This window comes from Methanosarcina barkeri MS (assembly GCF_000970025.1).
Taxonomy (GTDB): domain Archaea; phylum Halobacteriota; class Methanosarcinia; order Methanosarcinales; family Methanosarcinaceae; genus Methanosarcina; species Methanosarcina barkeri.
In genome coordinates this window covers 3565763-3590726 of record NZ_CP009528.1, presented here as the reverse complement: position 1 = coordinate 3590726, position 24964 = coordinate 3565763, and the positions used below count along the sequence as shown (strand labels likewise).

Genomic DNA, 24964 nt, shown 5'->3' with positions numbered 1-24964 from the left:
ACCTCACCCTTTTTTGACTATTGATCTCGTCATTACCTTGGGGTATTAAGGTTGTCCTAACTATGGTTTTCAAACCATCGCTAAACTAATCAGTGAATTGCCATACAAGGCTTAAATTTGATAAGGAGCAGAAAATCAAAAGGAGTATTGGAAGCCATTTTTATTCCGTACTTTCATGCTAAATCAAAACGTCAGGTAATGAGTGAGAATTAAAGACGGCCGTATTTTTTGTGCGCTTGCTCTTGTGTCAAGATGTCAAAAACAAACAATTGCATTCTCTTCAAAATCAACGGTATAGAACGCCCTGTAATTCCCGATTCGAAGACGGTACACATCTTCTTTATAACCTTCTATTCTGCACTTATTACCGCCCTGAAACCCATTTTTTAGATCTTTTAAAGCTTCAGCAACTTGTTTTTTTCTACTTTGTGGCAGGTCATCAAGAACTTTTGCTTTTATGAAAACTTTAAAGGTCATCCACGCTCACGTATTCTTCGCGGTGTTCTTTAAAGTGTTTTTTGGCTTCTTCCGCAATTCGGTCTATCTTCAATCTATATTCATGATTCTTATACTCTCTGATTAATTTCTCAATGACGGTATTGTAGTCATCACCCATAGAGCCGATTTTTTTCAATTCGTCGCGGTTTTTCTTTGAAATTTGAATTGTGGTTCCGTCTTGCATTATAATCATTATAATGATTATAATATTTATAATTAGCTCTCTTGCTCCTGTATTGACTTCTATGCTCAATTCTTCAAGAGCTTTGAGTACAGGCGATTAGAGGCTAGTACTGAAGAGATAAGGGGTAACCAAGGAGCAAGAAGAGAATCCAGTCAGGGAGCCTAGAAAGGCCCAGGCAGGGAAAAAAGAGGGAACCCTGATTAAGAGGACATGTAAAAACTGTAATCAGCCTTTCGAAACATATATTATTTTTTAATATTATATAATTTTGAATAAAAACAAAACAGTTATTATTCATTCTTTCTGTATAACCTACCTTCCGCAGATGTCTTGAGTAAAAGAACATTTTTCCTGCTATCGTTTTTGTGCATTTGTTCAATAATTTGCAATTATTATCCCAACTGAAACTTCCGGAAATAGAGGTTAGAAGCTTTCAATGAAGTTTGAATAAGCAAGGTAATTTTCAGAAAAACGATAGCAAGAAAAATTGTGAAAATTGAATGGACATCTGCGGAAAGTCAGCTATAAGGTAAATTAATATAAATTTTTGTCCCATTTTAGCACTTTTGGACCTGACTTTTTGGATAGTATCTATATTTTATCTTAGATTCATGCTATCTGTCAAATTCTATACCAAAAATTTGGTCAAAAATCATAAAAATGGCCATCAAGAGAAAGAGAATCATCTGTCAAATTAAATCGTAAAAAATGGGCAAAAATTTGTTGAAATAATATTACTTATCATTCCAACGGATATGAAAACAATCTTTCCACATAAAAATCAAACTGTCAAACTCAGGTCTTATTTTAAAAATGTCTCAAAGCGGCTTAGAATGATAGGCTTTTTTACTGTTAATGGAAACACAAAAACGCAATGAGAAAGGAATTCAGGAAAAACTCAAAAATGCAGTAATATTCCTTGTAAACTACTGGATTTTTGCAGGGGGATCTTACATTCCTTCTCGTAATTTCAGTCATATCATAGCAGGAATACAGTTGTTTCCGGAAAATAACGGAATACACTGTTGGTGTTACTTTTATCCCAATTACAGGCTTTTTCTGATAGTGGTAGGTGTAAAACATATCAGTTTTTTAACTCTAAAGTCTCTCCTGCGGCCAGGCCTGTATTATTTTCCACGACTGTTCTTCTGGACCGGGAGTTTTTACCATTTTTTGTAAAAAGTTCAGGATACTTTTTTTCTAGTGGTATACGAAGCTCATCATCTAATCTCGCATTGTAAAGCGTTTTTACTTTAGAAAGCTGATCAATTGTTAAGTTTTTAACTCCTTTCAGACAAGTCCCTTCAAAGTCTGCATTTTCAAGATAAGCTCCTAGAAGTTTAGTCCCTTCAAGATTTGCTTCTCTAAAGAATGTACTTTCGAGATGAGCCTCAATAAGATTAGCTCCTTCAAGATGAGCTTTATAAAAGGAACCCTCTGAAAAATTAGATTTCGAAAGGTTAGCTCCTTCAAGGTGAGCCTCTCCAAAATAAGCACAATTAAAAAAACAATAACTAAAGTTAGCTCCTTTAAGATTAGCTCGCCTAAAGCTTACATCTTCAAAATGACCCGATATAAGTTCAGCTCCTTTAAGATAAGTTCCAACTAAACTTAGAAGATGATTACTCTCTCCATTAATAACAGTAACCGGCTTCTCATGTTTTCCGATAATTGTAAGAGCCGCATTAATATCGACTGAAAAATTTGTTACTTCTAGTACTTTGGGACACTTGTTGTCATTATCTCGAATAACTTTTGTCACAACTTCGGTTTTTATATCATTTTCGTTAAATTGACAATTCGAATTCATTCTAATATACGCTGTTAAAATTTCCATAATTGGCCAATAGTCTTTCTTCGATTCGTCTGCGATTCTTCCAAGAGCGTATATTCCACCTAATCTAATCTCAATTGCTGGATTACCTAATTGGTCAATAGCTCCTAACTGATCAATAGCCCTAGTGAAGCGTTCAGTAATCTGTCCTTCCTGCAGTACTTTTAGATTATCCTGAGCAATTTTTTGATTAGCTACAAGAGTCTCCTGAGAATGTTTCAAACTATTTTCGGCGATATTAACCCGCCGCCATGTATAGTAAAGACCGATACCAACAGCAACACCACCTAATATTTGAGCTAAAGTAGAACGGTGACTATTTTCTGCATCAGATACGTCTTTAGGATCTGTTATTCCATATTTAGCTACTTCCCAATGTGGAAACCAAAAAAACAACCATACAACGATTATAACACCCAAAAAAATCCATATTTTAGGGTACTGTCTTTGTTTCTCATAGCATTTATAAAAAATATCTATTACTCTCGCCAAAGTTTCCACCAGGACTGTTATTAAAGAACTTTTTTACGTTTTCTTATTATTAGGCTCTACAATAGAAACTCTTTCACATATCTTTCTTTTTATTTTGCCATTTACAGGCTTTTTCTTCAAGTTGCGTGTATAACTACCTGCACGGAATAAGGGAAGTTGCATTAACATTCCCTCAATTTCAGATACAAGAGTTTTGAACCAATTTTTTATTACCAGCTTATTATTTTTACGTTGTACTCTCTAAAATTCATGTTATAAGTTTTGAACTCTGGAGTATGTTTCTCTTAACTCGGTTATTCCATAGCTTATAGAAATACAAGGGTTATGACCGATAACGAAGGTTGAGAGAAAAAAGTATGGGATACACATAAGGGCACTTTTTATATTTCTTCTATTAGCGTTTTTACTCACTCAAAAAATAGAAAATTGCAAAATTTAATAGCTTTTAAACTAAAAAAGAAAACCAGAATATTCTGGTTTCACTGTTCTTTCAAATATTCATCAATTGCTTTTGCGGCTTTCTTGCCAGCGCCCATTGCACTGATAACGGTTGCTGCGCCTGTGACAACATCTCCGCCTGCAAAGACTCCGCACTTGGAGGTCGCACCGGTTTCTTCGTCTGCGACAACAGTGCCTTTTTTGTTCTTATCAAGGCCTTCCGAGCCTTTGAAAATCATGGGGTTCGGGGACGTGCCTATGGCGATAACAACAACTTCGGCAGGAATAGTGAATTCCGAACCTTCTACAGGGACAGGTCTTCTTCTGCCTGATTTGTCAGGTTCGCCGAGTTTCATTTTAATACATTCGACTGCGGTAACATTGAATTTATCGTCGCCAAGAATGCGGACGGGGTTTGTAAGGAGCCTGAAGGTTATACCTTCTTCTTTTGCGTGCTCGATTTCTTCCCTGCGGGCTGGCATCTCTTCTTCCCCACGGCGATAGACTATGCTGACTTCTTCAGCGCCCAGGCGGAGGGCTGAGCGAGCGGAATCCATTGCCACATTTCCGCCACCGACCACCACAACGTGCCTTCCAAGCCTGACTCTGGTATCATATTCAGGGTCATAGGCTTTCATGAGGTTTACACGGGTCAGGAACTCGTTTGCAGAGTAAACGCCGTTGAAGTTTTCGCCTGGAATTCCCATAAAGTTCGGGAGACCTGCGCCAGTGCCCATGAAGACCGCATCAAATTCGTCACAGAGCTCGTCTAAGGTCTTGATCCTGCCGATGATATAGTTGGGCTTGAACTCTACTCCGAGTTTCTCAATGTACTCAACTTCCTGCCGAACAATTTCCTTTGGCAGCCTGAACTCCGGAATGCCGTAACTCAGAACTCCGCCGGCTTTGTGTAGAGATTCAAAAACAGTGACTTTGTGGCCCAGCTTTGCAAGATCTGCTGCGGCAGTGAGACCCGCAGGCCCTGAACCTACAACAGCTACTTTCTTTCCTGTAGGTTTCGGAACTTCAGGAACCTTTACTCCCTGCTGGCGCTCATAATCAGCGCAGAAACGTTCGAGCCTTCCGATAGCAACTGGCTGTCCCTTCTTTCCGAGTACGCAGAGAGCTTCACACTGAGTTTCCTGGGGGCAGACACGACCGCAGATGGCAGGAAGGGCATTTGTGCCTTTAATCTTCTCTATTGCCCCTGCGAAGTCTTCCTCGCAGACAAGCTTGATAAAGCCCGGAATATCCACATTCACAGGGCAGCCTTCAACACATTTCGGTTCCTTGCAGGATAGACAGCGGGAGGCTTCGGCAAGAGCATCTTCTTTCGTGTAGCCGAGAGCTACCTCATTAAAGTTCTTCCTGCGCTCTTCCGCAGGCTGTTCTGGCATAGGGGTCCTTTCTTTCTTTGCTTTTACGGTTTTTTCTCCATTTAATTCTTGCATTTTTCATCCCCTCCATTTAGTGCAGTCCACACCTGCATTCGTCATCGTATTTTTCCACAGCTTTTGTCTCTTCGCCGCGGTACATTGCAAGCCTGTTCATGAGTTGAACAAAATCAACTTTCCGTGCATCAAATTCAGGCCCGTCAACGCAGGTAAATCTGGTTTTTCCGTCAACTGTAACCCTGCAGCCGCCGCACATACCTGTCCCGTCTACCATAATAGAGTTAAGGCTTACCAGAATTTCAACATTATAGGGAGAAGCTACTCCTGTCCCTACTTTCATCATTATTGGGGGTCCAATAATTACAACTCTTGCAACCTCTTCCCCGCTATCCAGAATCTGTTTCATTATATCGGTAACAAATCCGTGGTGTCCTTTTGATCCGTCATCGGTTGCGATATACAGTTCGGAACTGGCATCCTTCATTTCCTTTTCAAGGATGAGAAGGTCTTTGTTCCGGGCTCCTATAATGGAAATTACCTTGTTGCCCGCTTTGCTATAAGCCTTTGCCTGGGGATAAGCCGGTGCAACTCCTACTCCGCCACCTACAAGGATAACAGTACCAAGTTTTCTTACATCGGAAGGAGTGCCAAGAGGTCCGACGACGTCTTCAAGAAACTCGCCTGCAGAAAGCTTTGCAAGCTGTTTTGTAGTTTTGCCCATCTCTTGAAATATTATGGCTACTGTGCCTTTCTCTTTGTCAAAGTCGGCAATAGTAAGGGGTATCCTTTCTCCCTTTTCATTAATTCTGAGAATTATGAACTGTCCGGCTTTTGCAGCCTTTGCTACGTCAGGGGCTTCTATTACCACCCTGTGCACCGACGGAGCGATTTCTTCCTTTTTCAATACTTTATATGCCATGAGATCACATTTTCCTGAGTAAAAGCAATTTTTTTAGAGCAAATAAATAGGTAAATTCTGATATCGCGGATCTCCTCACGGATTTTTTCTATTCCCGAGCTTTTCCGCCTGGACGTTCTCCTTATACTGATTAATGGGATATATATTCTCCCAAATAATTTTAATTATTTTTTCTGTCTGGATTATTTTTTGTTGAATTATAAGCGATCTTTCTGTCAATATTTCCTTTTAAAAGAGTCTGGATATTCTTCAACTTTTTGACCGTTGTTGCAATAATTTAATAAATCTAATGGGTATAATAAATTAAGGGGTAATCCCCGAACAGACTATATCAGGTAGTCAATCGGCGGAGAGGAGGGATAAAGCAAACTCAGTACAAACTATATCCGGATAGATAACCGAATTTTACGGCCGTATTTGAGCTTGAAAATTTAAAACCTTTGCCTGAAAGAGAAATTTATTCGCTGGAGAAATTCATTCACTCTATTGCTATAAAAAGTTGAATGGCTATAAAAAGCTGAGTGATTTCACTCTGACAGGCGTAAAGGAAAACATAACTTAGATGAACTTATAGATATATGGGGGTTAAACAAATGCCTGAAGAAAGAAGAGAGGGTACAAAGGGAGAAAAGTTAGAGAAAAAGGACGGGGAAGAAGTAGCTGACGTTGATCCTATCCATCCTACCGAAGTCAGGGGTGGCAAAAAGAGATCGCTCCTTGACACCTGCAAATAATCTCACTTATTTTTACTTTTTTGCCGGACGATTAAGACACTGGAAGATTGAAGAAATATCAGAGGAAACTCTTATGGTACAGAAGACGAATACTAAAGCTCCGGGCTCGATGGAAAAAGAGGTCAAGAGAAAGGAAAAACCCTCGTAATCTGTGATAAGTACGATGAAGGAGAACGACAGATTCTTTATGGAGAAGAAACAGGGTTCTGAAATTATATATTGCTCTGATCTCGTGTTTTCAGCGTATCTATATCTTTTTATCTGGAGTCTAATGTAGACCAGCTATAGAATCTAAGTCATTATAGAACCTAAGCTATTAAAAATCTAAGCTATTATAAAATCTAAGCTATATACCTTCAGTTAGATTATTAAGATAGCATCCATTTTAACCAATATCTACAGGAGATGACAGTTATAAAATCCATAATTCTTGCAGGCGGTTCAGGAACACGCCTCTGGCCTCTCAGCCGGGAAATGTATCCCAAGCAGTTTTTAAAGTTTGGAAATGCGTCTCTTTTTCAGGAAACCGTCCTTCGGTGTCTTGATATTTCTGATATTTCCGAAATTTTCGTTGTAACGAATGAAGCTCAAAAATTTTTCGTAATCGGACAGATTGAGGAAATAGGATACTCAATCCCTCCAGAAAATGTCTTAATCGAGCCTGAAGGCAAGAATACTCTCCCTGCGATCTTCTTTGGAATGAGAATAATTGAAAACAAATATGGGCGTTCTGTAGTAGGGATTTTTTCTTCGGACCATGTCCTTGATAGAGCTGCAATGCAAACAATTGCTTCGGCTGAATATCTTGCTTCTGATTATCTGGTTACTTTCGGTGTTGTTCCTGTTTTTCCTCACACTGGATATGGTTATATTAAACCCTCAGAAGCCTGTGGGCCAGGTTACAGGGTTTCTGAATTCCGAGAAAAACCGAACCGGGAAACTGCAGAAAAATATATTCAGGAAGGCTGCCTCTGGAACAGTGGTATGTTCCTTTTTGATACCGAACTTTTCTTTGACGAAGTTAAAAAATATGCACCTTCTGTTTTCACCTGTTTTGAAAACGGAAATGATATTAATGAGATTTATTCGTGTGTGGATAAGATTTCCGTTGACTATGGGATAATGGAAAAATCCTACAGAGTCGCAGTTGTAAAACTTGAGCAGAAATGGAGCGATCTGGGAAATTTTGCAGCAATTTATGACGAGTTTGAAAAGGACCCTGTAGGAAATGTAGTCCATGAATGTGATCCTCTGATGCTGAACTCCGATGGAAATCTCGTATATTCAAGTTGCGGTAAGCTTGTTTCGCTCATTGATGTTAAAGACATGGTTATTGTTGATACTAGTGATGCTCTCTTAGTCTGCCCTAAATCCAGTAGCCAGAAGGTTAAGGATATTGTCTCAACTCTTAAAGACCGGAATGATGAAAGGGCATACATAGGTCAAACTGTTTACAGGCCCTGGGGCACGTATACCCTACTTGAAGTTTCTCCGGAGCATAAGATTAAAAATATAACCGTACTTCCTGACCATAAGTTAAGCCTCCAGCTGCACTACCATCGTAGTGAGCACTGGGTGGTTGTTAAAGGTATGGCCTGTGTGGAAGTAAGCGGACAGCAGTTTTTCCTGAGACCTGGCGAGAGTACTTTTATCAGTGCAGGTGAAAAACACAGATTGTCCAATCCGGGAAAAATTCCGCTTGAGATTATTGAAGTGCAGTTAGGGGAGCTTGTAGACGAAGCGGATATTGTCAGGTTTGATGATGTTTATGGGAGGAGCTGAGGAAATTCTCAGTTGGATAAGAAGGTATTATATAATCCCAAATCTGTGAGTACGGGCACATTGGGAAAAATCATATATGTATTAACAACAGTAAAAAGAAATGTTTAAAGGTTCCAGGACTATAATTAAAACATGAATGATGTTTTAGACCGTGCTCAAGATAACTGCTATTTTCTCGAATATCCTAAAAATCGATCCTATTCAACGCCAGAGCATAATTTCATTGTTCTGGCAGATCTCATTCACAGCCATAGGCTTTTTGAGCACCATGTACTTCGCACATACGGCAGGTGCTTCAATTCTCGGTTCATACTTCCTGTTTTTAGCATACTATGGAATTTTTAACATGGTTACTGATGGGGGGTTTGGTGGAGCCGTAGTTAAGCGTATTAGCGAAGGTGAAGATCCGAATGCGTATTTTAGCGCATATTTTATACTCCGACTAATATTCACGATAACTGGAATACTGATTTTGCTAGTGTTTAAAGACTACTTTGTGGATCTTAATAACTCACGCATATTTGCCTGGATGTTGTTATTATTATTCGTCTCAGCGATTGCAGGACCAATCTCAAGTGGGGTTGCCGGCAAAGGCAAGATGGGAATACGCAACACCTGTGAGGGAATAAGCAACATTTCACGCGTAATGATTCAGATCCCGGCAATATATCTTGGATATGAAACCGTAGGTCTGGTCGGGGGAATGGTAGCTGGTGTGATCTTAGCAGCAATAATTGAATTCCGTTTTTTTGACTTGTATTTAGTACGCTTCAAATGGAAGCATATAAAGAGTTTATTTGTATTTTCGTTCTGGCTATTTTTAACGTCTAGTGGAGTACTTGTATTTTCACAGGCAGATACTATCTTCATAGGTTACTTTATGAACACTGAAAATGTAGGAATTTACAGAGTAATACTCCAGTTCACAGGAATTGCCGCATTTAGCTCAAATGCTCTGAGAATGACGCTCTGGCCCAGAGTCAGCCAATGGGGTAAAACCAAAGAGCTCTATTTTGTTGAAGAGTCACTGCCTCGTGCGATCAGCTACTCATTGGTACTGGCAATTCCCGTACTCTTGGGTGGTATATTGCTGGGGGATCGTCTTCTATATTCATTTTACGGTGCAGACTTTGCCCAGGGTTATTATGTATTGATAATATTACTTGCTGTACAGGTTGTCAATGTATTCCAGTACTTTTTCACGATGTATCTGGATGCTCTGAATCATCCTCAAGAATCATTTAAGGTCACGGCAGTTGGTGTTGGAGCAAACATTGCATTGAACATAATACTTATCCCGCTCATAGGTATAAACGGAGTAGCAATAGCGACGCTGGTAACAATGACTTTGAATGCCTTACTCGCCTGGCATGCTTTATCTAGGTATATGACAATAAGACTGGAGCGTCAAAGTCTGTCTAACATTATGATATCTTCGATTGTAATGGGGGTGATTGTTGGTGTATATCGGTTGTTTGTGCCACTTTCCAATGTATGGATTACGATACTGGCTGTTGCTATCGGCGGAATGACATACGGTTTTTTAATATTAAAATTTGATAAAAAAGTGTACACTGAAATGAAAGATATCATAGAGAAGGTCGGAATAGGGTTTGTTTGGCCAGGCTGGTTGTGAATTAGTATTTATATTCGATAACTATAATATGAATTTTAAAATTTATGTTTAAAATCACATTTCACAAGTTTTACAAGTTCTTTATATGTCTTGAAGATGATAAAAATGTGAGAAAGATGACTCAAATTAGCGTCATCATTCCAACTTGGAATAGAGCAGAAACGCTGGGTAAAGCTATCTCAAGTGCCTACCAAACTTTCCCTCCTTTTGAAATCGTTGTATGTGGTGTTATGATTCACCGGACCAATAAATTTTTAACTTGATCAACGATCCGCGTATGCGATGGATAGAGGGAGAGCGTGATGGACTTGCATCAATTTCTTGCAATAGAGGAATTAAAGCACGTAGAGGAGAGTGGGTAGTTTTTGTGAGCGTGGAAAGCATATTGAAAAACATGTAAAGTATTATAGTAGGTGTTCCGAGTTTGTTTTATAAAATATATGAAGAAATAAATAGATAGAGCAAACTGTATAATTCTAAATTTCATCCATTTTAACCAATATCTACAGGAGATGACAGTTATAAAATCCATAATTCTTGCAGGCGGTTCAGGAACACGCCTCTGGCCTCTCAGCCGGGAAATGTATCCCAAGCAGTTTTTAAAGTTTGGAAATGCGTCTCTTTTTCAGGAAACCGTCCTTCGGTGTCTTGATATTTCTGATATTTCCGAAATTTTCGTTGTAACGAATGAAGCTCAAAAATTTTTCGTAATCGGACAGATTGAGGAAATAGGATACTCAATCCCTCCAGAAAATGTCTTAATCGAGCCTGAAGGCAAGAATACTCTCCCTGCGATCTTCTTTGGAATGAGAATAATTGAAAACAAATATGGGCGTTCTGTAGTAGGGATTTTTTCTTCGGACCATGTCCTTGATAGAGCTGCAATGCAAACAATTGCTTCGGCTGAATATCTTGCTTCTGATTATCTGGTTACTTTCGGTGTTGTTCCTGTTTTTCCTCACACTGGATATGGTTATATTAAACCCTCAGAAGCCTGTGGGCCAGGTTACAGGGTTTCTGAATTCCGAGAAAAACCGAACCGGGAAACTGCAGAAAAATATATTCAGGAAGGCTGCCTCTGGAACAGTGGTATGTTCCTTTTTGATACCGAACTTTTCTTTGACGAAGTTAAAAAATATGCACCTTCTGTTTTCACCTGTTTTGAAAACGGAAATGATATTAATGAGATTTATTCGTGTGTGGATAAGATTTCCGTTGACTATGGGATAATGGAAAAATCCTACAGAGTCGCAGTTGTAAAACTTGAGCAGAAATGGAGCGATCTGGGAAATTTTGCAGCAATTTATGACGAGTTTGAAAAGGACCCTGTAGGAAATGTAGTCCATGAATGTGATCCTCTGATGCTGAACTCCGATGGAAATCTCGTATATTCAAGTTGCGGTAAGCTTGTTTCGCTCATTGATGTTAAAGACATGGTTATTGTTGATACTAGTGATGCTCTCTTAGTCTGCCCTAAATCCAGTAGCCAGAAGGTTAAGGATATTGTCTCAACTCTTAAAGACCGGAATGATGAAAGGGCATACATAGGTCAAACTGTTTACAGGCCCTGGGGCACGTATACCCTACTTGAAGTTTCTCCGGAGCATAAGATTAAAAATATAACCGTACTTCCTGACCATAAGTTAAGCCTCCAGCTGCACTACCATCGTAGTGAGCACTGGGTGGTTGTTAAAGGTATGGCCTGTGTGGAAGTAAGCGGACAGCAGTTTTTCCTGAGACCTGGCGAGAGTACTTTTATCAGCGCAGGTGAAAAACACAGATTGTCCAATCCGGGAAAAATTCCGCTTGAGATTATTGAAGTGCAGTTAGGGGAGCTTGTAGACGAAGCGGACATTGTCAGGTTTGATGATGTTTATGGGAGGAGCTGAGAACGGTGAAGGTAATAAACACAAAAATAAGAGATCTCTTTATATTCGAGCCTAAAGTATTTGATGATGACCGGGGCTATTTTTTTGAAAGTTATAATAAGAAAACTCTGGATAGTCTTTTAGAAAAAGAATACACTTTTGTCCAGGATAATGAGTCAAAGTCGTCTTATGGAGTAATTCGCGGTCTACACTACCAGCTGGGTCCTTTTAGTCAGGCGAAACTTATAAGGGTTGTGCAAGGTAAAGTCTACGACGTTGCAGTAGATCTAAGGAAAAATTCCCCTACTTTTCTGGATTGGGTTGGGGTTGAACTCTCCGCTGAAAACAAAAGGCAGTTTTTAATTCCTAAAGGCTTTGCTCATGGTTTTTCCGTACTGAGCGAAACTGCCATCTTTCAATATAAATGTGATGAATACTATCATCCTGAAGCTGAAGCAGGGGTTATCTATAATGACTCGTCATTGAATATTGATTGGAAGATAAAAGCTGAGGATATAAAGACCTCTCCGAAGGATCTGTTACTCCCAAAATTAGAAGGAGCAAAAATGAATTTTTAAAACCTGGATAAATTTTTCTCCATCAATAGTAATTTATTGGTATATATTCTATTAAAGTTCCAAATATTTATTAACACACAGAGGTGGCCTGAATGAGACTTCTGGTTACAGGGGGCTGCGGATTCATAGGCAGCAACTTTATTCATTACATGCTCAAAAAGTATCCCAACTACCAAATTGTAAACATTGACAAGCTAACCTATGCTGGAAATCCAGCCAATCTTAAGGATATTGAAAATAACCCCAATTACTCTTTTATGCAAGGGGATATCTGTGATCTTCAAGCTGTCAATGAAGTAATGAAAAAAGTCAATTGTGTTGTGCATTTTGCAGCTGAAAGTCATGTTGACCGTTCAATTGAGGATGGTTCGGTTTTTGTCAGAACAAATGTGCTCGGAACAAATACCCTTTTGCAAAGCGCACTTGCACACAATATTAAAAAATTTATTCATGTGTCAACTGATGAAGTATACGGAAGTACCATGGAAGGTTCTTTTACTGAAAAGGACAACCTTAACCCTTCAAGTCCTTATTCTTCAAGCAAAGCAGGTTCCGATCTTCTTGCAAAGTCCTACTACACAACCTACGGCCTGCCCGTTTGCATAACTCGATGCACAAATAACTTCGGACCTTATCAGTATCCTGAAAAACTAATCCCATTCTTCATTAGCAGATTGATGGAAGGGAAAAAGGTTCCCGTCTATGGCACCGGCCTGAATATCCGGGACTGGATTTATGTTGAAGACCATTGTTCTGCAGTTGATTTTGTTCTTCACAACGGAAGCAGTGGAGAAATCTACAATATAGATGGTGGAAACGAGCTTACAAACCTTGAAATCACTCATCGTCTTCTTAAAATGCTTGGCAAAGATGAATCTTCAATCGAATACGTTGAAGACCGAAAAGGCCACGATTTTCGTTACTCCCTTGACGGCAGTAAACTGGAGAAAATGGGCTGGAAGCCAAAATATGATTTTGATAGTGCCCTTGAGCAAACGGTCAAGTGGTATGTTGAAAATCGATGGTGGTGGGAACCATTAAAACGCTGATCATTGGTGCCGACGGGATGCTCGGATTCGACCTTTGCAAAGTGTTTCCGGACGCTGTGAAACTGACGCATAAAGACATTGACATCACAGACAGAGAGCAGGTACTCGAATCTATACGAAAAATAAACCCGAATCTGGTGATTAATGCAGCAGCCTATACTGATGTTGAAGGTTGTGAAGACCGTCAGGAACTTGCATTTATGGTTAATGGGTATGGGCCTGGATATATCGCTGAAGCCTGCAGTGAAGTAGGTGCAACCCTTATACACTTCAGCACAGACTATGTATTCAATGGATCAAAAAAAGAGTATCTAGAATTCGATACTCCTGTTGATCCTATTAATGTATACGGTCGTTCAAAACTTCTTGGTGAACAAAAAATTGCAGAAAACTTGAATGATTATAGAATTATCCGGATTTCCTGGCTTTTTGGTATGCATGGAAAGAACTTTGTAGAAACAATGCTGAGACTATCCGGTGAGATGGAGCAGGTCAAAGTTGTTAATGACCAGTTTGGGAAACCCACCTATACCGTAGATCTCGCTAATAAGATCATGGAGATTGTTGAACTTAAAGCCGGGATATACCATGTGACAAACGAGGGTATATGTTCCTGGTACGAGTTTGCATCGGCAGTCATAAGTAATACTGTTCCCTGTACAAGTGAGGAATTTCCAATGAAAGCCAGGCGTCCAAAGTATTCGGTTCTTGTAAATACTAAAACCAAATCTATGAGGCACTGGAAAGAGGCACTTAAGGATTATATGAAGGAGAGAAATGTATGAAAGGCGTAATACTCGCAGGCGGTACCGGCAGCAGGCTTTATCCCCTGACTAAAGTTACAAACAAGCACCTGTTGCCTGTCTATGATAAGCCAATGATATTTTATCCTATCCAGACTCTCATTAACGCAGGCATTAAAGAAATAATGATCGTATCAGGTCGAGGTCATGCCGGGCATTTTCTTGAACTTCTTGGGTCAGGTGCAGATCATGGAGTGCACTTTACCTATGAAATTCAGGAACAGGCCGGAGGTATTGCTCAGGCACTTAGTTTAGCTGAAGATTTTGTTGATGGGGACAGTGTAACTGTCATTCTCGGAGATAATATCTTCCAGGACGATATCAAAGAGGACGTTGCAAGCTTTAATGACGGCGCCAGGATTTTCTTAAAAGAAGTGCCTGATGCTCATAGATTTGGAGTAGCAGAGCTGAAAGGCGATAAAGTAATAGGAATCGAGGAAAAACCAAAAGAGCCAAAATCTAATTTTGCAGTTACAGGACTTTATATTTATGATTCAAAGGTCTTTAGTGCAATTAAAACTCTCAAGCCTTCTGGAAGAGGAGAACTGGAAATCACTGATGTAAACAATTATTATATAAACAAAGGAGTAATGAAATATGGAGTCCTTGAAGGCTTCTGGAGCGATGCCGGGACTTTTGAGAGTTTGTTGAGAGCGAGTATAATGGTTAAAAACTCGAAAGGAATAGTATGAAAATTTCTATACTTTCCTATGATTTATCGCATAATTGTCTTGGAAGGGCTCATGTACTTGCAAAAGCGTTGCAACGTTTATATGATGTAGAAATAATAGGTCCTATTTTTGGAGACGGTATCTGGGAACCTGTTGCTGGTGATTTCAACTATGTGTCTGTTCCGGGTGGTATGTACCCACGTTTTGCCTCATCAGCCAGGAAAATGCTTGAGCTCATTGATGGTGATGTGATATATGCAGTTAAACCCCGACCTACAAGCTATGGAATTGGATTACTTAAAAAATTATCTTCTAAGTTACCTCTCGTGTTGGATGTAGACGATTGGGAAGTTGGTTTTCATCTACAATCAAAATCTCAATTCTTTATAGAATTTTGTTCGTCGATGAGGTCTCCAAATGGGCTTGCATATACTTACTTAATGGAAAAATTAGCCTTTTTAGCTAATGATATTACCGTATCCTCAACATTTCTGCAAAACAAATTTGGTGGGATCATTGTGCCTCATGGACGTGATACTGAGGCTTTTGATCCTCAAAAGTTCAATGGACAGCTTTTTAGAAAAAAATATGGATTTACTAACGAAAAACTGATTATGTTCTTTGGTACTCCTCGCCCACATAAAGGAGTAGAAGATATTATTGAAGCTGTAAAAAAGATCGAACGAAGGGATTTGAAGGTAGTTATCGTTGGTGCAAATGATGACGAATACTCAAGAAAATTAAAACGATTAGAGACGAATAATATCCAGATTTTTGGAATGCAGCCCTTTTCCAAAATCCCTGAATTTCTTTCGATGGCAGATATGGTGGTGTTGCCTCAACATTCAACACCAAGTGCAGTGGGACAGGTACCTGCTAAAGTTTTTGATGCCATGGCTATGGCAAAACCGATTGTAGCAACTAATGTTTCAGATTTATCTAAAATATTAGACGGCTGTGGGTTAATTGTTGAACCTGGAAATATAGGAGCTTTGTCTGATAATATCCGTTGGATTTTGGATAATGAAAATGAGGCTCAGATGCTCGGAAATAAAGCAAGGGAAAAATGCATTAAAGAATACAGTTGGAACGCAATGGAAAAAGCTTTGAGCGGTATTTTTGATAAATATCAATGAAAACTTTATATAAAATAAATTTATGTTGAACTAAGAAATTAAGAGCAAAAAGTGACTATATTTAATTAAAAATGTTTTTAATAGTTATTGTGATTTGATCGTACTCCTAAGTGCAGGTTCACAAAGGATCGAATATCTTTACAAGCTTTGCAAAAGTGCTGTCATGTTGGATTTTTCGTGACTTTTTTTACATTTCAATGCTCATTTTTCGTGGCTTTTTTTACATTTCAATGCGCAATTGTATCTCAGAAAAAGTAATCTTATGTAAGAAGACCTAAACTTTTAAAATCTGAAAATATATTTCTGTCAAAAATAATTATTATTGTTATGTATATCAGTGCAAACATTATGATAGAAATAACCAATGAAATTATTGAAGGACTTGTAAAATAGAGTCCTAAAAGCAGCGTAAATATCGTAGCTACAACTCCAGAAAAAGCAAAGATCCTGATAGTTCTACACATATCCCAAATATCCAGGTCTATTATTTTGGGTATTAATTTGGTCAGTATATAGAAAATAATTATTTGTGGTAATGTCCCAGCGATACTCACAACAATAATATCACTTTTTTGTATCAAAGGAAGCAGAAGTATACAAAATAGAATTAGATTTAAAAGCGCAGTATTCTCCAAAACCTTTGGATTTCCAGTTGCCTGAAACATTGGTCCGATTGTCCCGTTTAGAGACCTAAACAGTCCGTATATGCATAATACTCGCATTGCTGGTACGGCAGGCAGCCACTTGTCTCCAAGCATAACGCTAACAAAATTTGGCGCTATAACAAATATTCCAAGTGCTGCAGGAATTGAGAGCATTGACACATACTGAAGCGTCTTAAGATAAGCACTTCTTAAAGCATCTCGATCGTCCTGTAATTTTGAATACAAAGGGAACATAACTCTGCTAACAAGGTTTGTGATCTGTGTAGCTGGAAGATTAGATATTGTATATGCAAGCGTATAAAATCCGAGAGCTTCCATTCCAAGTACTCTTCCTACAATTGCATCATCGACGTTCGTAACAAGAAAAATAATGATGCTTGCACCCATTAAATGCTTTCCATAATCAAATAAAACCTTTGCAATCTTTAGATCGAACTTGAATGTAGGCCTCCAGTCCGAAATCAACCATATTAATCCGGCTGTTAGAATTGCAGATACGATCTGTCCATACACTAAGCTCCATACCCCATGCCCTTCCATTGCCAATAATATGGCAACAAGGGCATAACCTATAACCGGAACAGTCTCTGGCAATACCTTTTTCTTAAACTCAAGTTCTTTTTCAAGCAACATGGATGGGACTGTTCCAAATGAAGAGATAACAAAGGTCAGTGCAAGGACCTGAACTATTGGTCCAACAGCCGCATTGTTAAAGAACGTGGCAATATAAGATGCTGAAAAGTATGCTATCAAAAAGAGCGCCAGGGCAAAAATAGGTAGCAAGATAAAAGCAGTGTTTGCCGCAGTGTGATCTGTATCATCTTTTTTGTAGATAAGTGTTGCACCGAAACCAAGATCACGGAATATTCCCATGCTATTGATGGCTAGTAAACCTATGGCAAGTAAGCCGAAATCTGCTGGCGAAAGGATTCTGGCTAAGACTAATTGAGTTACAAAACTAAGTATTCTGGTGAATATAGTAATTAGAGTTACCCACGCCACAGCGGAGGCGGTTTTTTTTGCTAGTGACATTGTTTCTCCAGTAATGGTTATAAAGAACCTTTCACCAATTACTTATATAATATATAAAATTAATTCCAACTATTACCTCTTAATGAATATGTTACAAATTTAATTACTTTAATATAAAGTCCCTAAGCGTTGCTTCGATGGTGACAGTTAAGGTTCAGTTTATATTATGGCTAATGATATTTTCTTGTCATAGTATATTTATGAGGTAATGCTGATAAGAAAGTTACACTGCTCCGTATCTGGATGAGTAAATTTATTCTAAACAATTCTATTGAGTGTTTGGTTGAGCATCCGGAAGTTTGGGTTTTGATGGGACAAGCTGGAAGGGAACATGTGGAACAGGAATACGATTTGGTAGTGCAGGTTGAGAAGTTGGAGAATATATACAATGAATTTAGTGATGTGAAACTACATGCTTAACGAAAAACCGACAGTCAGTGTAATTCTCCCAACTTATAATAGAGCACACTTAGTTGGTAGGGCAATCCAGAGTGTGCTGGATCAAATGTATCAAGACTTTGAAATTATAGTTGTGGATGATGGATCAGGAGATAATACAGAAGAGATAATAAATGGCTTTACTGATACAAGAATTAGATACGTTAAGCATCAGAAAAATAAAGGTGGAAGTGCAGCCCGTAATACCGGAATAAAACTTGCTAAAGGTAAATATATTGCTTTTCAAGATAGCGATGATGAATGGTTGCCAGATAAATTGGAAAAACAAATGAAAGCTTTCAAGAAAGCTTCAGATGAGGTTGGTGTCGTTTATACAGGATTTCATAGAATTAAAGATGGTATTACTTACTATGTTCCTTCCGACGATATAACCAAAAAAGAGGGAAACATTCACGATATTCTTCTATATGGAAATTTTGTGACAACTCAAGTTGCTGTGGTAAACGCAGAATGTTTTAAAAAAGTAGGAATGTTTGACGAGAGCCTTCCTAGATTACAGGATTGGGAATTATGGCTTAGAATTTCAAAATACTATAACTTTAGCTGTATTGATGAGCCATTGGTAAAATCATTTTATCAAGAGGATAGTATCTCTAGTAACCCGGTTGCTTTGAATACTGCATATAAATTAATTTTAAAGAAACATTTCCAAGATTTCAGTAAAGATAAAAACGTCCTTGCTCACTATTATTTTGTTATGGGTCAGCAGTTATATCTTAATGGAAAAAAGAAAGGCTGGAATACGTATTATCTTGATGCAATTAAAGTAAATCCGTATAACATCAGACTTTTAGTAGATATATTCAGGTCATTTTTTGATCATAATTAATATCAATTCAGCGTATAAAAAACAGCATCAATCGATGTTTCCTAAATTTAAAATGAGAATAACTAGATGACATAATCTATTACTAAGACCGCAGAGGGTCATGAATATCCCTTCCTTTATAAGCTGTCCGACAATTACTTTCGGTAATGAAGAATTCCTTCTTTTTTGATTTAAAGGCCTTATTTGCTTTTTTTAGCACGTTTTTATTACAACCAATAATTGTCGGATAGCCTGTTTAGGGTTGGGTGGCCGTCCACAATTTGATTTACCTTTCTCACTTCAACTTGTGGTTGCAGAAGAAGACATGAGTGAATATGAGCCCATTGACTATCATTAAGTTCCAAATTTTTACAATTTTATAAAGTTGGCAGTATTATTATATATAGTATAAATCTGCATCACATATTATTGAAAATCGGCTATATTAAAAATCTTTGTGTATCTTGGTTGTTGAGATAATGATCTCTGTTGTCTGCGTTTATAATAATGAGAAGATATTTAATAACTTTTTACTCAAAAGTTTGAAGAACCAAAATGCAAAGTTCGAGCTAATCGGGATCGATAATACTTCTAATGAATTCAAATCCGCAGCTGAAGCTCTTAACTACGGCGGGGAAAAAGCTGCGAATAAATATATAATGTTTGCGCATCAGGATGTGAGTTTCCTTACTGATTCCTGGCTTAAAAACACAGAAAAGCTCCTCGATTCTATAAGTAATTTAGGAATTGCCGGTGTAGCTGGTATGAGTGAGTCTGGAAGGTCAAACCCGGAGAGAGGAAGAAATATTATAACTCACGGTAGACCTCCGAAAGCTTGGCCGTGGGGTAACCGAATACAAAAGCCCGTACCGGTACAAACACTTGACGAATGCCTTGTAATTATTCCAAAACATACTTTTGACGTTCTTAAGTTTGATGAAAAAACATGTGATGGTTGGCACTTATATGCAGTAGATTATTGCCTCAGTGCTAAAGAACAGGGATTTGGAGTTTATGCACTTCCAATGGAAATTTATCACCTATCAAGAGGTGCAGACAATAAAAAGAAATTTCAATCTATAAGAGGCCCGCTCCCTGATGAATACTATGAAATTTTGGACAAATTAATTAAAAAGTACAGCGATATGTATACAAGAATTTATACAACCTGCGGGGATTGGAGTACTTCATATCCTGCAGTTCTTCAAAGAAGCTATTACATGCAAAGGCTAATTGTACATTTAGATAAAATCTTTAACAGCCGATCAAATCTTTAACAGCCTATCTTAAAACTAGTATCAGGCTTAAGTTATGATTCAGGCTTAAGTTATGATTCAGGCTTAAGTTATGATTCAGGCTTAAGTTAATTTTGTAAAGATTTTCAATTTAAGATAAACTGTTTTTCACATTTCATATAATAGAGTTATATTAAAACTCAACCTTTCTTCTCCAAACCCTATATTCGAAGCAATTAAGAATAGTTGAATAATCAAAGTTGCGCTGGCGCACCCTGCTGCAAGCAATGGGGTATGTTCACGCCCCCGCTATAAATTTTGTTATACCGGAGTTTATACTTTTATACATAAAACCATATCAATAGACACTTTTTTTGTAGGGTCTAATACGAAGTGGCTCTTCGTCATTCTCTATGGATAAGATGATTTTCAATTCAAGACCGCATTGGTTTTTATGGGGACATTGGAGAATATCCACACAAAACAACGAAGAGCCTAAAAAATTAATTATGTGGCAATCAATTCCAAAAAGTTTAATACAAAATATTAGATATATTGAACTGATTTAGTATGAAAGTACGAAACAAAACTGTTTCCCAATGCTTCTTTTGATTTTTCTGCGCCTTATCAAATTTAAGCCTTCTATGGCAATTCACTGATTAATTTAGTGATGGTTTGAAAAATCAAAATTAGGACAACATTACTATCCAAGGTAATGACGAGATAGATAGTCAAAAAAAGGGCGAAGTAGAATACTTTCATTTCTTTGTGCATTTATTCGAAGAATATCATGTACGTTTAGTTATACTCATTATAGTGAAAATTGAAGACTTTTTCGATTATAGAGTCTAAAAGATAATATCTAAAATAAAACGCAGTAAAACGGTTATCTTTCTAATAAGAAGATAACAATCCATGTGTCTTCGGTTATGTGAGAGATCATGATAAATTGCGTCAATTTCCTCCACATTTATCAAATATTTTAATAAATTATGAAGTTGTGTAAAGAGAAATTGCATGTTTAACAATAAACCTAAAGTAAGCGTAATCATCCCTACTTACAACCGGGAACATTTAATTTCAAGATCTATTGATAGTGTACTAAATCAAACTTACAAAGATTTTGAAGTTATTATTGTAGATGATGCTTCAACTGACAATACTGAGGAACTTATCAAAAAAGAGTATCCTACTCTCATATATCTCAGACTCAAAAAAAATATGGGTGCAGCAGTAGCAAGAAATACTGGTCTCAATGTTGCAAGAGGTGAATATATAGCATTTCATGACAGTGATGACGAATGGTTTCCGGAAAAGCTTGAGAAACAGATGGATGTTTTTGATAAATCTCCGGAAGTGGGAGTGGTGTACACTGATATGCTAAGGATATTTGAAGATCAAGGAATCGATTATTGGAATTCTCCTACTGTCTATAGTGGTATTTTGGTTAATGAACAAACTCTAGACTATCAAGTGTTAGGAATTGGAATCCAATCTGCGGTGATTCAAAAGGAATGTATAGAATATGTTGGATATTTTGATGATAAATTACCCCGATTAATAGATCTCGATTTATTCTTAAGGTTATCTAAATATTTCAAGTTTTATCATATACGAGAACCTTTGGTTAAATATTATGAAAATGAAGGTATTTCTACTAATATTATTGCAGGTTATACTGCAAGAATTTATTTACTCAATAAATATTTTAACTGCTTAAAGGGAAATAAAAAATTTCTAGCAAGGCAGTACTATGATATTGGATACTCTATGATGTCAATCGGCAATTTGAGATCTGGAAGACATTATTTGATAAAAGCCATTAAAGCAAACCCTATTGCTATAAAGTCTATAGTTCTTTTAATTATTTCTCTCGCTGGTCAAAATATATATGAAAAAATAATAAATATTTATAATACTATTTATTGGAGGCTTTTTCATGCGTCTTCGGTTAAGTGAGGAATCATGACAAATTGCAGCAATGTCTCAACGTTTGTAATATATTTCAATGAGTTGTGAGCTGGAACAGGGTATCAATTTCATGTAAAGAGGCCAAAGTTTAAGGCCGGCTTCTAATGCAAAATCGATAGCTTTCAGGTAAGACAATTCCTTAACTGATGACCAATGGAGCTTTTTAAATCTTTTCTTAAAAGTTTGCTTGGCAAGGTTTATGACCCAGGCAGTAATTAAATAATTAGCAAGTATTATGAAGTCTGAAATAAATGTAATTATAAAATCATTTCTAGATTTGAGAACATGTATTCTAAAGTTGCAATCATAATTCTCAACTGGAACGGTTGGGAAGATACAATAGAATGCTTGGAGTCGGTTTATCAGATCGAATATCCAAATTATGATATTGTTGTTATAGATAATGGCTCAAAAGATAATTCAATTGAAAAAATAAAAGAATATGCGGTTGGAAGAATCCAGGTAGAATCAAGCTTTGTCAGGTATAATCCGGATAATAAGCCCCTGTGTTTAATAGAGCACTCTCAGGAAGAACTCAAATTTAACGACAGAGTACAGAAAGACCTTGAGAAGGCTCCGCTTGAAAGAAAATTAATTTTAATTAAAAATATTAAGAACTATGGATTTGCCGAAGGAAATAATATCGCAATAAAATATGCAATGACGTTTTTGAAGCCTGATCACATCCTTTTACTGAATAACGATACCATTGTAGACCCCGATTTTCTGGATGAACTGGTCCAGACTGCCGAAACCGATTTGAATATAGGAGTTTTGGGTCCGACTATCTACGACTATAACCCCCCTCGCGGCCTCCAGTCTACGGGCTCAAAGATACTCTGGAACCATGGAGATGCTATAAACCTTACATATGAAGCAGATGTAAAAGCCGGGATTCCTAAGGAAGTTGATGCTGTAACGGGCTGCGCACTGCTAGCAAAAAGTGAAGTTTTCAAGAAAATTGGCGGCTTAAATAATAATTATTTTGCCTACTTTGAAGAAATCGAGTGGTGCGTGCGTGCGCGAAAGGCAATGTATAAAATTGTATATGTCCCCCAGGGAATAATCTGGCATAAAGGAGGAGCGACGAGCAGTAAGATCACGGGTTTTGCTGTATACCACCATACAAGAAATCGATTCTGGTTCATGAAACAGCATGCTTCGGATAAACAGTATTTAATATTTCTAGTTTACTTCCTCGGGTTCAAGTTTTTTTCGTTCGTGGGCTGGGCTTTACTGCATAAAAATAAGCCTTTACTTGTTTCTTTCATCAAAGGTGTTAAGGATGGGATTCTGGCCCATGGCTAAAAATTAGTGAAAAAAGTAAAAGTCTATGGTTTCAAGTTTACTAATATAAGACCCAATATAATATAAGACCCAATATAATATAAGACCCAATATAATATAAGACCCAATATAATATAAGACCCAATATAAGATAAGACCCAATATAAGATAAGATCCAATATAAGATAAGACCCAATATAAGATAAGATCCAATATAAGATAAGATCCAATATAAGATAAGATCCAATATAAGATAAGACCCAATATAAGATCTCAGTGTATAAACATATAAGATGCCTTTTTTATAGGTCAGATTTTTTAGATTGAGTTTCAGCTTAACTGCTGATATACTTTAAGCGTTTTTTCAGCGGATTTTTCCCAGTTGAATAACTGAGCCCTTTTGAGTCCTTTGTTTATCATTTGTTCCCTAAGTTTTTCATCTGTCAACAGGTTATACATTGCCTCTGCAAATGCATTAACATCATAAGGATCTATGGTAATAGCTGAATCTCCTACAACTTCAGGTAAAGAAGTAAGGTTAGAAGTTATTACAGGTGTTCCGCACGCCATAGCCTCTAACGGAGGTAATCCGAAGCCCTCGTATAAAGAAGGAAAAACAAACAGATCTGCAGCGTTATAGTACTTGGTCAGGTCGTTTTCGGAAACATATCCTACAAATACTACTTCTTTCTCTATCCCAAGCATCTCTATTAATTCAATAAGTTTTTCACGAGCTCCAGGGACCTGTGGAGTGCCGATTTTAAGAAGTACTATATCAGGAAGTTTCTTTTTCAGCTCACCGATAGCTTTCAGTAAAAAGGGAACATTTTTTCTTGGTTGTTCAGATCCTACATATAGAATGACTTTTTGGGTATCTGGTATTTCCAATTTTTTAATAACTTCTCGGTCCCTTTTCACACAGTAATTGTTATGGTCTACTGCGTTTGGAATAACAGTTATTTGATCCTCTGGGTACCCTACATGCTTGATAATTTCACTTTTTGAGTACTCTGAAACTGTGATAATTCTATCTGCTTTTCTCAAGCCCCTCATGTTCAGTTTCCATGTTGGCAGCCGGTTGTTATCATATACCCAGGGGATAAGGTCATGGCAGGTGACAATTGTCTTTTCTAATTTCATCAGTTCCAGAAGGTAAGCCAGATCCTGGCTCGTTATATGCTTTACGTTTTCTTTTTTTACATGGCTTTTAACAATTAATGGATATGCCAGATATTTTACAGCACTATTAATTTGTCTCTTCTTTGAGATCAGTGGGTATTCAATTGGGTTTAGTTTTATATTTTTTATTCTTTCATGTATCTCTTTTTGATACTTTGACATGCCGAATATTTCGTCTGTTTTTGCTCCATTTATATAATCAATTTCCATATTCCAGTTCCCCAAAGATCCAAAAATAAATATTTGTATGGTCCAATTAGTCTATCTATTATCTTCGAACTCTTCCCAAAACCGATTTTGTCCTCAAATACT

The 24964-nt window shown here is 37.6% G+C and carries 21 protein-coding genes; 14 read left to right on the top strand and 7 right to left on the bottom strand.

What is annotated here, in order from left to right:
• Positions 1–255: 255 nt before the first annotated feature.
• From MSBRM_RS14485 to MSBRM_RS14455, 5 genes are all read right to left on the bottom strand, one after another.
• Entirely contained in the window at positions 256–477 is a 222-nt protein-coding gene (locus MSBRM_RS14485; RefSeq protein WP_230668907.1) for a type II toxin-antitoxin system RelE family toxin, read from the bottom strand.
• Positions 467–751, bottom strand: a complete 285-nt coding sequence (locus MSBRM_RS14480) for a hypothetical protein (RefSeq protein ID WP_048121383.1) — start codon at positions 749–751, stop codon at positions 467–469. The genes MSBRM_RS14485 and MSBRM_RS14480 overlap by 11 nt, the downstream gene beginning before the upstream one ends.
• Positions 752–1766: 1015 nt before the next feature.
• Positions 1767–3008 carry a pentapeptide repeat-containing protein gene (locus tag MSBRM_RS14465; RefSeq protein ID WP_048156159.1) on the bottom strand — a complete coding sequence of 414 codons (1242 nt, stop codon included), beginning with the start codon at positions 3006–3008 and terminating at the stop codon, positions 1767–1769.
• Positions 3009–3487: 479 nt separating this feature from the next.
• Positions 3488–4897, bottom strand: a complete 1410-nt coding sequence (gltA, locus tag MSBRM_RS14460) for an NADPH-dependent glutamate synthase (RefSeq protein WP_048156154.1) — start codon at positions 4895–4897, stop codon at positions 3488–3490.
• Between the two features lie 16 nt (positions 4898–4913).
• Positions 4914–5759, bottom strand: coding sequence for a sulfide/dihydroorotate dehydrogenase-like FAD/NAD-binding protein (locus MSBRM_RS14455; protein WP_048156146.1), 846 nt, complete (start codon positions 5757–5759; stop codon positions 4914–4916).
• A gap of 593 nt (positions 5760–6352) precedes the next feature.
• Here MSBRM_RS14455 and MSBRM_RS20590 point away from each other — a divergent pair.
• The 10 genes from MSBRM_RS20590 to MSBRM_RS14410 all read left to right on the top strand — a co-directional run bounded on the left by MSBRM_RS20590 (position 6353) and on the right by MSBRM_RS14410 (position 16016).
• Entirely contained in the window at positions 6353–6493 is a 141-nt protein-coding gene (locus MSBRM_RS20590; protein ID WP_155400477.1) for a hypothetical protein, read from the top strand.
• Complete coding sequence (locus tag MSBRM_RS20905; RefSeq protein WP_158498968.1) at positions 6477–6641, top strand: hypothetical protein; 165 nt, start codon at positions 6477–6479, stop codon at positions 6639–6641. The genes MSBRM_RS20590 and MSBRM_RS20905 overlap by 17 nt, the downstream gene beginning before the upstream one ends.
• A 257-nt stretch (positions 6642–6898) precedes the next feature.
• Positions 6899–8275 carry a mannose-1-phosphate guanylyltransferase/mannose-6-phosphate isomerase gene (locus MSBRM_RS14450; protein WP_048156137.1) on the top strand — a complete coding sequence of 459 codons (1377 nt, stop codon included), beginning with the start codon at positions 6899–6901 and terminating at the stop codon, positions 8273–8275.
• 223 nt (positions 8276–8498) lie between these two features.
• Positions 8499–9911, top strand: a complete 1413-nt coding sequence (locus MSBRM_RS14445; protein ID WP_230668905.1) for a flippase — start codon at positions 8499–8501, stop codon at positions 9909–9911.
• A 512-nt stretch (positions 9912–10423) separates the two neighbouring features.
• A complete protein-coding gene (locus tag MSBRM_RS14435; RefSeq protein WP_048156137.1) occupies positions 10424–11800 on the top strand; it encodes a mannose-1-phosphate guanylyltransferase/mannose-6-phosphate isomerase in 1377 nt (458 codons plus the stop codon).
• A 5-nt stretch (positions 11801–11805) separates the two neighbouring features.
• Complete coding sequence (gene rfbC / locus MSBRM_RS14430) at positions 11806–12357, top strand: dTDP-4-dehydrorhamnose 3,5-epimerase (protein WP_048121364.1); 552 nt, start codon at positions 11806–11808, stop codon at positions 12355–12357.
• A 92-nt stretch (positions 12358–12449) separates the two neighbouring features.
• Entirely contained in the window at positions 12450–13406 is a 957-nt protein-coding gene (gene rfbB, locus MSBRM_RS14425; RefSeq protein ID WP_048121362.1) for a dTDP-glucose 4,6-dehydratase, read from the top strand.
• A complete protein-coding gene (gene rfbD / locus MSBRM_RS14420; protein WP_048121360.1) occupies positions 13379–14191 on the top strand; it encodes a dTDP-4-dehydrorhamnose reductase in 813 nt (270 codons plus the stop codon). The genes rfbB and rfbD overlap by 28 nt, the downstream gene beginning before the upstream one ends.
• A complete protein-coding gene (locus tag MSBRM_RS14415) occupies positions 14188–14901 on the top strand; it encodes a sugar phosphate nucleotidyltransferase (protein WP_048121358.1) in 714 nt (237 codons plus the stop codon). The genes rfbD and MSBRM_RS14415 overlap by 4 nt, the downstream gene beginning before the upstream one ends.
• Positions 14898–16016: a glycosyltransferase family 4 protein gene (locus MSBRM_RS14410; RefSeq protein WP_048121356.1), complete on the top strand. Its 1119-nt coding sequence runs from the start codon at positions 14898–14900 to the stop codon at positions 16014–16016. The genes MSBRM_RS14415 and MSBRM_RS14410 overlap by 4 nt, the downstream gene beginning before the upstream one ends.
• A gap of 260 nt (positions 16017–16276) precedes the next feature.
• Here the strand turns inward: MSBRM_RS14410 and MSBRM_RS14405 are convergent, their stop codons facing one another.
• Positions 16277–17713 (bottom strand): MOP flippase family protein, encoded by a 1437-nt coding sequence (locus MSBRM_RS14405; protein ID WP_048121354.1) that lies wholly within the window; start codon positions 17711–17713, stop codon positions 16277–16279.
• A 412-nt stretch (positions 17714–18125) separates the two neighbouring features.
• Between MSBRM_RS14405 and MSBRM_RS14400 the strand changes: the two genes are divergently transcribed.
• The 4 genes from MSBRM_RS14400 (at position 18126) to MSBRM_RS14385 (ending at position 23494) form a co-directional block, all read left to right on the top strand.
• Positions 18126–19001 (top strand): glycosyltransferase family 2 protein, encoded by an 876-nt coding sequence (locus tag MSBRM_RS14400; protein WP_048121352.1) that lies wholly within the window; start codon positions 18126–18128, stop codon positions 18999–19001.
• Positions 19002–19459: 458 nt separating this feature from the next.
• Positions 19460–20257 carry a glycosyltransferase gene (locus tag MSBRM_RS14395; protein ID WP_048121350.1) on the top strand — a complete coding sequence of 266 codons (798 nt, stop codon included), beginning with the start codon at positions 19460–19462 and terminating at the stop codon, positions 20255–20257.
• A gap of 975 nt (positions 20258–21232) precedes the next feature.
• Positions 21233–22174, top strand: a complete 942-nt coding sequence (locus tag MSBRM_RS14390; RefSeq protein WP_052712908.1) for a glycosyltransferase family 2 protein — start codon at positions 21233–21235, stop codon at positions 22172–22174.
• A gap of 297 nt (positions 22175–22471) precedes the next feature.
• A complete protein-coding gene (locus MSBRM_RS14385) occupies positions 22472–23494 on the top strand; it encodes a glycosyltransferase family 2 protein (RefSeq protein WP_048121348.1) in 1023 nt (340 codons plus the stop codon).
• A gap of 309 nt (positions 23495–23803) precedes the next feature.
• Here MSBRM_RS14385 and MSBRM_RS14380 read toward each other — a convergent pair whose 3' ends face one another.
• Positions 23804–24862, bottom strand: a complete 1059-nt coding sequence (locus MSBRM_RS14380) for a glycosyltransferase family 4 protein (protein ID WP_048121347.1) — start codon at positions 24860–24862, stop codon at positions 23804–23806.
• Positions 24863–24964 lie beyond the last annotated feature (102 nt).

Coding starts and splice junctions, on each gene's coding strand:
- MSBRM_RS14435 (WP_048156137.1), top strand. CDS start 10,424: ATGACAGTTATAAAATCCATAATTCTTGCAGGCGGTTCAGGAACACGC.
- rfbD (WP_048121360.1), top strand. CDS start 13,379: ATGGTGGTGGGAACCATTAAAACGCTGATCATTGGTGCCGACGGGATG.
- MSBRM_RS14415 (WP_048121358.1), top strand. CDS start 14,188: ATGAAAGGCGTAATACTCGCAGGCGGTACCGGCAGCAGGCTTTATCCC.
- MSBRM_RS14485 (WP_230668907.1), bottom strand. CDS start 477: ATGACCTTTAAAGTTTTCATAAAAGCAAAAGTTCTTGATGACCTGCCA.
- rfbB (WP_048121362.1), top strand. CDS start 12,450: ATGAGACTTCTGGTTACAGGGGGCTGCGGATTCATAGGCAGCAACTTT.
- gltA (WP_048156154.1), bottom strand. CDS start 4,897: ATGCAAGAATTAAATGGAGAAAAAACCGTAAAAGCAAAGAAAGAAAGG.
- MSBRM_RS14455 (WP_048156146.1), bottom strand. CDS start 5,759: ATGGCATATAAAGTATTGAAAAAGGAAGAAATCGCTCCGTCGGTGCAC.
- MSBRM_RS14405 (WP_048121354.1), bottom strand. CDS start 17,713: ATGTCACTAGCAAAAAAAACCGCCTCCGCTGTGGCGTGGGTAACTCTA.
- MSBRM_RS20590 (WP_155400477.1), top strand. CDS start 6,353: ATGCCTGAAGAAAGAAGAGAGGGTACAAAGGGAGAAAAGTTAGAGAAA.
- MSBRM_RS14380 (WP_048121347.1), bottom strand. CDS start 24,862: ATGGAAATTGATTATATAAATGGAGCAAAAACAGACGAAATATTCGGC.
- MSBRM_RS14385 (WP_048121348.1), top strand. CDS start 22,472: ATGTATTCTAAAGTTGCAATCATAATTCTCAACTGGAACGGTTGGGAA.
- MSBRM_RS14450 (WP_048156137.1), top strand. CDS start 6,899: ATGACAGTTATAAAATCCATAATTCTTGCAGGCGGTTCAGGAACACGC.
- MSBRM_RS14390 (WP_052712908.1), top strand. CDS start 21,233: ATGTTTAACAATAAACCTAAAGTAAGCGTAATCATCCCTACTTACAAC.
- MSBRM_RS14410 (WP_048121356.1), top strand. CDS start 14,898: ATGAAAATTTCTATACTTTCCTATGATTTATCGCATAATTGTCTTGGA.
- MSBRM_RS14395 (WP_048121350.1), top strand. CDS start 19,460: ATGATCTCTGTTGTCTGCGTTTATAATAATGAGAAGATATTTAATAAC.
- MSBRM_RS14400 (WP_048121352.1), top strand. CDS start 18,126: ATGCTTAACGAAAAACCGACAGTCAGTGTAATTCTCCCAACTTATAAT.